Source organism: Acidovorax sp., assembly GCF_046339755.1.
Taxonomy (GTDB): Bacteria; Pseudomonadota; Gammaproteobacteria; order Burkholderiales; family Burkholderiaceae_C; genus Acidovorax.
Genome location: NZ_JBKDTZ010000385.1, coordinates 1 through 8,006 on the forward strand (window position 1 = coordinate 1; position 8,006 = coordinate 8,006).

The window sequence follows — 8,006 nt, forward strand, 5'->3', positions numbered from 1 at the left end:
GGCCGAGGGCACGTAGCCGCTGCGCGGGTACTGGCGGATCAAGTTGCCGAAGGCCTGGTTGGCCTCGGGAAACTTGCCGGCGCGGAAGATGGCGAGGGCAGCCTCGAAGTCCTTCTTCTCGGCGGCATCGGCCTGGAACTCCAGCCCGTCCACCGTGACCTTGACCGGCTCGAACTGCCGCAGCCGCTCGTCCACGCCCTGGGCGATGTCCTTCTGGCGGCGCTGCAGTTCACCCACCTCGCGCGTCAGTTGCTCATTCTGGCCCTGCAGGCGCGCGTTCTCGCTGCGCAGGGTTTCGATCTGGGTCTGCAGCTCCAGCAGAGCCCGGCGCAACTGGGCACTGTCCTCGTTGGCACGGCGCAGTTCATCGGCGGTGCGCTGCTGGGACTGCTGCAGCGCATCGACCCGTTGGCGCACCTCCAGGATGGCGCGGCGTGCCTCGCCGTCCTCGAAGATGGCCGCGTGCGCGCCCGGCAGCGCCACGCAGGCCAGCGCCAAGCCTGCGGCCAGGGACCGCAGGGGCTGTGAAAGGCGGAGTGCAGGCATCAACGGTACGACAGCTCGGCGCGGCGGTTCTGCGCGTGCGCGTCTTCGGTGTTACCGGGGGCAGCGGGCTTTTCCGTGCCGAAGCTCACGGCTTCGACCTGGGAATCGGGCACACCCAGCAGGGCCAGCGAACGGCGCACGGCTTCGGCACGCTTCTGTCCCAGGGCCAGGTTGTACTCGCGGCCGCCGCGGTCATCGGTGTGGCCTTCGATCATGACCTTGCGGCCATTGTTCGCCTTGATGAAGCGCGAGTGGGCTTCGAGCAGCGACTGGAACTCGGACTTGATGACATAGCTGTCGTAGTCGAAATAGACGATGCGCGCCACGCCCACGGGGCCTTGCGCGTTGGCGCCGGAGCCTGTCAGGTCCAGAGGGGCCACGGTGCTCTGGCCGGTGTTGCCGGTGTTGGCTCCGGTATTGCCGCTGCCCATGGTCGAGCTGGCGCCCTTGTCTTCCACTGGCACGTCGTCGAGCTTGACACCGGAGCTGCAGCCAGCGACGAGGGCGGTGACGGTCAGAGCGAGGGCAAAGCGTTTGAGTTTGATGTTCATCCAAAATTCTCCTGGAAACTAGATTGTGAAAAGTGCTGAAAAGTTCATTGCTTCTGGAACGGGCCCCAATCGGGCTCGCGGATGTCTCCAGGCTGGCCGGCCAGGCGCGCCTTGATTTTTCCGTCCAACGTGGTGGTCATGAGGGCTTCGCGGCCCTGCTGCTGCGTGGCGTACACGATGAGGCGGCTGTTGGGTGCAAAGCTGGGGTTCTCGTCGGCCGAGGTGTCGGTGATGGCGGTGACGGTGCCTGAGGCCAAGTCCATCACGTGCAGTTTGAAGGCCCCGCCCACGCGGGAAATGTAGGCCAACCACTTGCCATCGGGGCTGATACTGGGAGAAATGTTGTAGGACCCGGTGAAGGTCACGCGCTCGGCGCCGCCGCCGCCCGCAGGCACGCGGTAGACCTGCGGCGCACCGCCCCGGTCGCTCACGAAGTAGATGCTGCGGCCGTCGGCCGAGAACATGGGTTCGGTATCGATGCCCGCGCTTTGCATCAGCCGCCTGGGCTCGCCGCCATTGGCGTCGATCAGGTACAGCTGCGAGCCGCCATCGCGGCTCAGCGTCACGGCCAGGTTGCGGCCATCGGGCGACCAGGCCGGCGCGCTGTTGGAGCCGCGGAAGTTGGCCACCAGCCGGCGCCGGCTCGTGGAGACTTCGTGCACGTAGACCACAGGCTTGCGCGATTCGAACGACACGTAGGCGAGTTGCGCGCCATTGGGCGACCAGGCCGGCGAGATGATGGGCTCGGGGCTGGTCAGCGCCGACTGCGCATTCTCGCCGTCGGCATCGGCCACCCACAGGCTGTAGCGGCCACCCGTCTTGGTGACATAGACGATGCGGGTGGAAAAGATCCCGCGTTCGCCGGTGAGCTTTTCGTAGACGAAGTCGGCAATGCGGTGGGCCACCAGACGCAGGTCGGCTTGCGACTGCACGAAGCTCTGGGCACCGATATCCTGGCCCTTGACCACGTCCCACAGCCGAAACCGCACGTCAAAGCGGCCATCGGGCATGCGCGTCACGCTGCCGGTCACCAGGGAATCGGCCGCTTTCTGGCGCCACAGCGCCAGATCAGGGCGCGAGGTTTCGTCGAGCACCGCGCCCGCCGTGTCCACCGCGCGGAACTGGCCGCTGCGCTCCAGATCCGCCTGGACGATGGCGCCGATCTTCTGCGGCGCCTGCGCCTCGCCACGGAAGGGGGCGATGGCGATCGGCAACTGGGTCAGGCCCACGCCCGTGACCTCCACGCGGAACTGCGCGAGGGCGGGCAAGGAGGCGGTGCTTGCAAGGGCGGCCGCCAGGACCTGGCGGCGCATGGGATGCGGCAATGCCGCGGGGAGGAATGTGTTGGTGTTGTGATCTGTGGTCATTAGCAGCCGCAGTAGCCGAACAAATGCCGATTGGCAGCGCCGATGTTACACACTGGGGAAGACCCGCTGTGACAAACTGTGCAAGGCCTTGTGGTCAATCGCTGCAGTGCAGCAAGGGCGCGGGCTCAGCACTGGCGCGGCCCGCAGGTCCTTGGCACTTAGAATCCGGGGCACATGCAAGCCATTGACCCCAGCGCCACGGGCCCCGCAGCGCCGCCCGCCCCCACCCTCACCGCGCGCCTGGCGCGGCTTTCCGTGTACTTCGGCAACCAGCGGCTGGCCTGGGGCCTGGCCATTGCGGCCACGCTGGTGGGTGCTGCCACCGAGCCCCTGATCCCGGCGCTGCTGCAGCCGCTGCTGGACCGGGGCTTCACCCAGGGCACCCTGCCGCTGTGGGCGGTGCCCCTGGCGATCATGGGGGTGTTCCTGGTGCGCGGCCTGGCGCAGTTCGTGGGCCAGTATGCGCTGGCGCGCATTGCCAACGAGGGCATGCTGCTGCTGCGCCGCGCGCTGTTCGACCGCGTGCTGGCAGCCGAGATGGGGCTGTTCTCGCGCCAGTCGGCCAGCGCCCTCTCCAACACCGTGGTCTACGAAGTACAGACCGGTGCCACGCTGCTGGTGCAGGCGCTGATGGGCCTGTCGCGCGATGGCTTCACGCTGCTCGCACTGCTGGGCTACCTGCTGTACCTGAACTGGCAGCTCACGCTGATCGTGGCGGTGGTGGTGCCGGGCGTCGCCTGGATCATGAAGACCCTGTCCAAGCGCCTGTACACCCTGACCAAGAGCAGCCAGCAGGCCACCGACGAACTGGCCTATGTGGTCGAGGAGAACGTGCTGGCCCACCGCATGGTGCGGCTGCACGGTGCGCAGGAGGGACAGTCCTCGCGCTTCGCCCGCCTGAGCCAGAGCCTGCGCGGCCTGGCCATCAAGTCCACCATCGCCTCGGCCGCGATGACGCCGCTCACGCAGTTGCTGGCCGCGGCCGCCCTGTCGGTGGTGATCTGCATCGCGCTGTGGCAAAGCCGCGGCACGCTGGATGCCAAGGACGTGACGGTGGGCGGCTTTGTCTCGTTCATCACCGCCATGCTGATGCTGATCGCCCCCATCCGCCGCCTGGCCGACGTGGCCAACCCCATCACGCGCGGCGTGGCGGCGCTGGAGCGCGGCCTGTCCCTGCTGGGCGACACCGGTGCCGAGCAGGGCGGCAGCTACCGCACGGAGCGTGCACAGGGCGCGCTCGAGCTGCGCGATGTCTCCGTATCCTTCGGCAAGGACAATGCCCCGGCGCTGGACGATGTGAGCCTGAAGGTGGCACCCGGCGAGATCGTGGCGCTGGTCGGCCCATCGGGCGCCGGCAAGACCACGCTGGTGAACCTGCTGCCGCGCTTCATTCCCACCTCGTCGGGACAGGTGCTGCTGGATGGCCATGCGGTGCAAGACTGGGACCTTTCTGCCCTGCGCAGCCAGATCGCCCTGGTGAGCCAGGACGTGGTGATGTTCAACGACACCATCGCCGCCAACGTGGCCCTGGGCCATGCGGTGGATGAGGGCAAGGTGCTGGCCTGCCTGGCCGCCGCCAACCTGGCGGACCATGTGGCCTCGCTCGCCCAGGGCATCCACACCATCGTAGGTCACAACGCCACGCAGTTGTCCGGCGGCCAACGCCAGCGCCTGGCCATTGCGCGCGCGCTCTACAAGGACGCCCCCATCCTGATTCTGGACGAGGCCACCTCGGCCCTGGACACGGAGTCGGAGCGCCTGGTGCAGGATGCCCTGAACCGCCTGATGCAGGGCCGCACCACGCTGGTCATTGCCCACCGCCTGTCCACCATCGAGCATGCGGACCGCGTGGTCGTCATGGAACAGGGCCGCATCGTCGAGCAGGGCACGCATGCCCAGCTGATGGCCAGCGGCGGGCTGTACGCCCGGTTGCAGAGCCGCCCTGCCACGGCAGCCAGGCCGTCCGCAGCGGACGAAGCCGCCAGCGCCGCCTGATCAGCCGGCTACCACTTGCCCGCGTTGGGCTGGCGGCGGCGGATGGCGGTGGCGATCTTCTCGGCCGCCTCGGTGCGGCTCACGCGCATGGCGAAGTCCACGGCGGTCAGGCCCAGCTGGTTCTTGATGGTGGGGTCCGCGCCCTCGTTCAGCAGCAGCTGCACGGCGTCGTTGGAGCCGTACTGTGCGGCCATCATCAGCGGCGTGGTGCCGTTGGGTGAGGTGGCGTCGATGTAGGCGTGGTTCTCCAGCAGCAGGGCGATGATGCGCACATGCTCGGCCTTCACGCCCGAGGCCGCGTAGTGCAGCGGTGCCCAGCCTTCCTTGTTCACGTCGGCATCGCGGGCGATGAGCGCCTTCACGGCATCTACATTGCCCTTGAGCGCTGCCATCATCAGCGGGCTTTCGTCGTCGCGGTTGCGCGTCTCCACCTTCAGGCGCCGGTTGGCCATGAGCGCGGCAAACACCTTGAGCGACTCGGCCTGGATGGCCAGGGTCAACCCCACCTGGCCCTTGGGGTCGCGGATATTGGGGTCGAAGCCGCGGCGCAGCAGGCCGTTGACCTCGTCGGCATCGTCGCGCTGCACGGCCGAGAAAAAGTCCTCATACGATCCCGCCCATGCGCCCGCGGCGCCGGCCGCCAGGGCCAGCGCGCCCAACAGCGCCGTACGGCGGCGCAAGCAGCTGTGTGTGCTCATGCGGTCACTCCCTTGAACAATGCTTCAAAATTGCGGCTGGTGGCCTCGGCCACCTCCTCCACGGCGATGCCACGGGTCTGCGCCACCTGTTTGGCCACGTGCGGCACGTAGGCCGGGCTATTGGTCTTGCCCCGGTAGGGCACGGGCGCCAGATAGGGGCTGTCGGTCTCAATCAGCATGCGGTCCAGCGGCACGAAGGCCACCACGTCGCGCAGCTCCTGCGCGGTCTTGAAGGTGATGATGCCCGAGAAGGAGATGTAGTACCCGAGGTCCAGCGCGGCCCGCGCCACCTGCATGGATTCGGTGAAGCAGTGGAACACGCCGCCGGCCTGGTTGCCGGCGCCGTCCTCACCCTCCTCCTTGAGAATGGCCAGGGTGTCGTCCGAGGCGCTGCGGGTGTGGATCACCAGCGGCTTGGCGCAGGCGCGCGCCGCGCGGATGTGGGTGCGAAAGCGCTCGCGCTGCCACTCCAGATCGGCGATGCTGCGCCCGCCCTTGCGGTCTTCCATGCCGTAGTAATCGAGGCCCGTCTCGCCGATGGCGACCACGCGCGGCAGGGCCGCACGGTCCAGCAGGTCCTGCACCGAGGGCTCGGTCACGCCCTCGTTGTCGGGGTGCACGCCCACCGTGCTCCAGAAGTTGCCGTGCGCCAGTGCCAAGGCATGCACGTCGCCGAACTCCTCCATGGTGGTGCAGATGCACAGGGCCCGGTCCACCGAGGCTTCGGCCATGGCCTGGCGCACGGCAGGCAACTGCTCGGCCAGGCCGGGATAGGTGAGATGGCAATGCGAATCAACGAACATGTGGTTTCAAAATGGAAAAAGCCGACCCGCCTGCGCGGGTCGGCATAGGGCACGGCCGAAGGCTCAGATGGTCTGTGTCGGACGGTCCGAACCCAGCGAAGTTCCGAGCAGCTCCTCGATCTTGAGCTTGAGCTGGCGCGATTTCTCGTCCTTGGGGAACTGGATGCCCACGCCCTGCGTGCGGTTGCCGGCGGCACGGGCCGGGGTGACCCAGGCCACACGGCCGGCCACAGGGTAGCGCTGGGTGTCGTCGGGCAGGGTGAGCAGCACGTACACATCGTCGCCCAGCTTGTAGTCGCGCTGGGTGGGCACGAAGATGCCCCCTTCCACGAAAAAGGGGATATAGGCCGCATACAAGGCCGCCTTTTCCTTGATGGCCAGCTGCATGACGCTGGGGCGGGGGGCGGTGGAAGGACTGCTCATGGTATTGTGGGCGGCTTCAGTGCCTTGAGTGTAGGGTGTTTCGCGCCTGGGCGACAAGCGCCTCCAGCATGAGGCCGGCATTGAAGGGGTGCTCGGCCGTGCGCGCCGCCTTGGCCAGGGCCTTGGACCAGCGCGTGAGCGGCGCGAGCGGCGGCGGCTTGGGCAGGTCGGCTGGCGCGAAATACCGGGGCGCCGCTCCCACGCTGGCGGCCAGCAGGTCGTGGCAGAGCTTTTGCAACGCATCGATCACCTGGGCGGGAGACCAGTCGCCGAACGCCGTGGCATCGCCGCGCGCCACGGCCTGCGGCAGCAGCGCCCAGGCCTGCGGGCTGCGGCCCGAGCGTGCCAGGGCCAGCGCATCGTCGGGCCGCCCACCGGCGGCCCGCAAAAAGGCCGGTGCCGCATCGGCGGCAATGCCCTGCCCCTTGAGCCAGGCCAGCATCTCGGGTTCGGCCGGCCAGACCATGGTGTGGCCCAGGCAGCGGCTGCGGATGGTGGGCAGGAGCTGGTGCGCGGCCTCGCTGGCCAGCACGAAGCGCACGTCGCCCGGCGGCTCCTCCAGCGTCTTGAGCAAGGCGTTGGCCGTGACGTGGTTCATCTGTTCGGCCGGGTACACCAGCACCGCCTTGCCGCGTCCACGCGCCGAGGTGCGCTGCGAGAACTCCACCGCATCGCGCATGGCCTCCACGCGGATTTCCTTGCTGGCCTTGCGCTTCTTGTCGTCGATGTCGGCCTGCGCCTTCTCCGACAAGGGCCAGCCCAGGGCCATCATCTGCACCTCGGGCATCAGCACGCACAGATCGGCGTGGGTGCGCACCTCGATGGCGTGGCAGCTGCCGCACTGGCCGCACGCGCCATCGGCGGTAGGCCGGTCGCACAGCCAGGCAAGCACCATCTCCAGGCCCAGTGCGTACTGGCCCAGGCCGGAGGGGCCCTGCAGCAGCCAGGCATGGCCGCGCTGGGCCAGAAGGGTGCTGCGCTGCGCGGCGATCCAGGGTGCCAGCGGGGTAGCCGTCGTGCCAGCCTCGCTCATGCCAGGTCCTTGGGCGTGGGCACCATGATGGACAGCCAGCCCTTGCGCACGAACACGCTGGTGAGCTGCTGCCACACGCGGTGGCGGTCCTGCGCGGCATCGAGCCGGGCAAAACGCCCGGGCTCCACCGCGGCGCGGTCGGCATAGCCCTGCGCCACACGGCGAAAGAACTCCACGGGCTGGGCCTCGAATCGGTCGGGCACGCGGGCGCCGGCCAGGCGCTGGGCGGCGATCTCGGGCTCCAGGTCGAACCACACGGTCAGGTCGGGGTTGCGCAGGGTGCCGGCACCGGCGCCCGGCACCAGCCCGCCCTGGGCCATGCGCTCCAGGGTGGACAGGGTCATCAGGTCGAACCCCCGCCCTGCCCCCTGGTAGGCAAAGGTGGCGTCGGTGAAGCGGTCGCACAGCACCACATCGCCCCGTGCCAGGGCCGGCTCGATCACGTTGCACAGGTGGTCGCGCCGGGCGGCGAAGATCAGCAGCGACTCGGTCAGCGGGTCCATGGCGTCGTTGAGCACCATCTCGCGCAGCTTTTCGGCCAGCGGCGTGCCGCCGGGCTCGCGGCTCACCGTCACCGTGCGGCCCTGCGC

At 68.5% G+C, this 8,006-nt stretch carries 9 protein-coding genes; 1 reads left to right on the plus strand and 8 read right to left on the minus strand.

All coding sequences use genetic code 11. The annotated features are described in order from the left end of the window. The 3 genes from ACK59X_RS33005 to tolB all read right to left on the minus strand — a co-directional run. Nucleotides 1-546, minus strand: a 546-nt coding sequence (locus tag ACK59X_RS33005) for a YbgF trimerization domain-containing protein (RefSeq protein ID WP_409963450.1), incomplete at its 3' end; no start/stop codon positions are given. Beyond that, nucleotides 546-1,097, minus strand: coding sequence for a peptidoglycan-associated lipoprotein Pal (gene pal, locus ACK59X_RS33010; protein ID WP_409963452.1), 552 nt, complete (start codon nucleotides 1,095-1,097; stop codon nucleotides 546-548). The genes ACK59X_RS33005 and pal, both read right to left, overlap by 1 nt. A gap of 44 nt (nucleotides 1,098-1,141) precedes the next feature. Further along, entirely contained in the window at nucleotides 1,142-2,410 is a 1,269-nt protein-coding gene (gene tolB / locus ACK59X_RS33015) for a Tol-Pal system beta propeller repeat protein TolB (protein WP_409963454.1), read from the minus strand. Nucleotides 2,411-2,638: 228 nt separating this feature from the next. Between tolB and msbA the strand changes: the two genes are divergently transcribed. Then, the gene (gene msbA, locus ACK59X_RS33020) at nucleotides 2,639-4,459 is read left to right on the plus strand and encodes a lipid A export permease/ATP-binding protein MsbA (protein ID WP_409963456.1); all 1,821 of its coding nucleotides are present in this window, start codon (nucleotides 2,639-2,641) and stop codon (nucleotides 4,457-4,459) included. 8 nt (nucleotides 4,460-4,467) lie between these two features. Here the strand turns inward: msbA and ACK59X_RS33025 are convergent, their stop codons facing one another. From ACK59X_RS33025 to tmk, 5 genes are all read right to left on the minus strand, one after another. Beyond that, nucleotides 4,468-5,157: an ankyrin repeat domain-containing protein gene (locus tag ACK59X_RS33025; protein WP_409963458.1), complete on the minus strand. Its 690-nt coding sequence runs from the start codon at nucleotides 5,155-5,157 to the stop codon at nucleotides 4,468-4,470. After that, on the minus strand, nucleotides 5,154-5,960 hold the full coding sequence (locus tag ACK59X_RS33030; RefSeq protein ID WP_409963460.1) for a TatD family hydrolase: 807 nt from the start codon (nucleotides 5,958-5,960) through the stop codon (nucleotides 5,154-5,156). The genes ACK59X_RS33025 and ACK59X_RS33030 overlap by 4 nt, the downstream gene beginning before the upstream one ends. Nucleotides 5,961-6,023: 63 nt before the next feature. Then, nucleotides 6,024-6,383, minus strand: coding sequence for a PilZ domain-containing protein (locus ACK59X_RS33035; protein WP_057206042.1), 360 nt, complete (start codon nucleotides 6,381-6,383; stop codon nucleotides 6,024-6,026). Between the two features lie 16 nt (nucleotides 6,384-6,399). After that, nucleotides 6,400-7,416 carry a DNA polymerase III subunit delta' gene (locus ACK59X_RS33040; protein WP_409963462.1) on the minus strand — a complete coding sequence of 339 codons (1,017 nt, stop codon included), beginning with the start codon at nucleotides 7,414-7,416 and terminating at the stop codon, nucleotides 6,400-6,402. After that, the coding region (tmk, locus tag ACK59X_RS33045; protein ID WP_409963464.1) for a dTMP kinase at nucleotides 7,413-8,006 on the minus strand (594 nt) is incomplete at its 5' end. The genes ACK59X_RS33040 and tmk, both read right to left, overlap by 4 nt.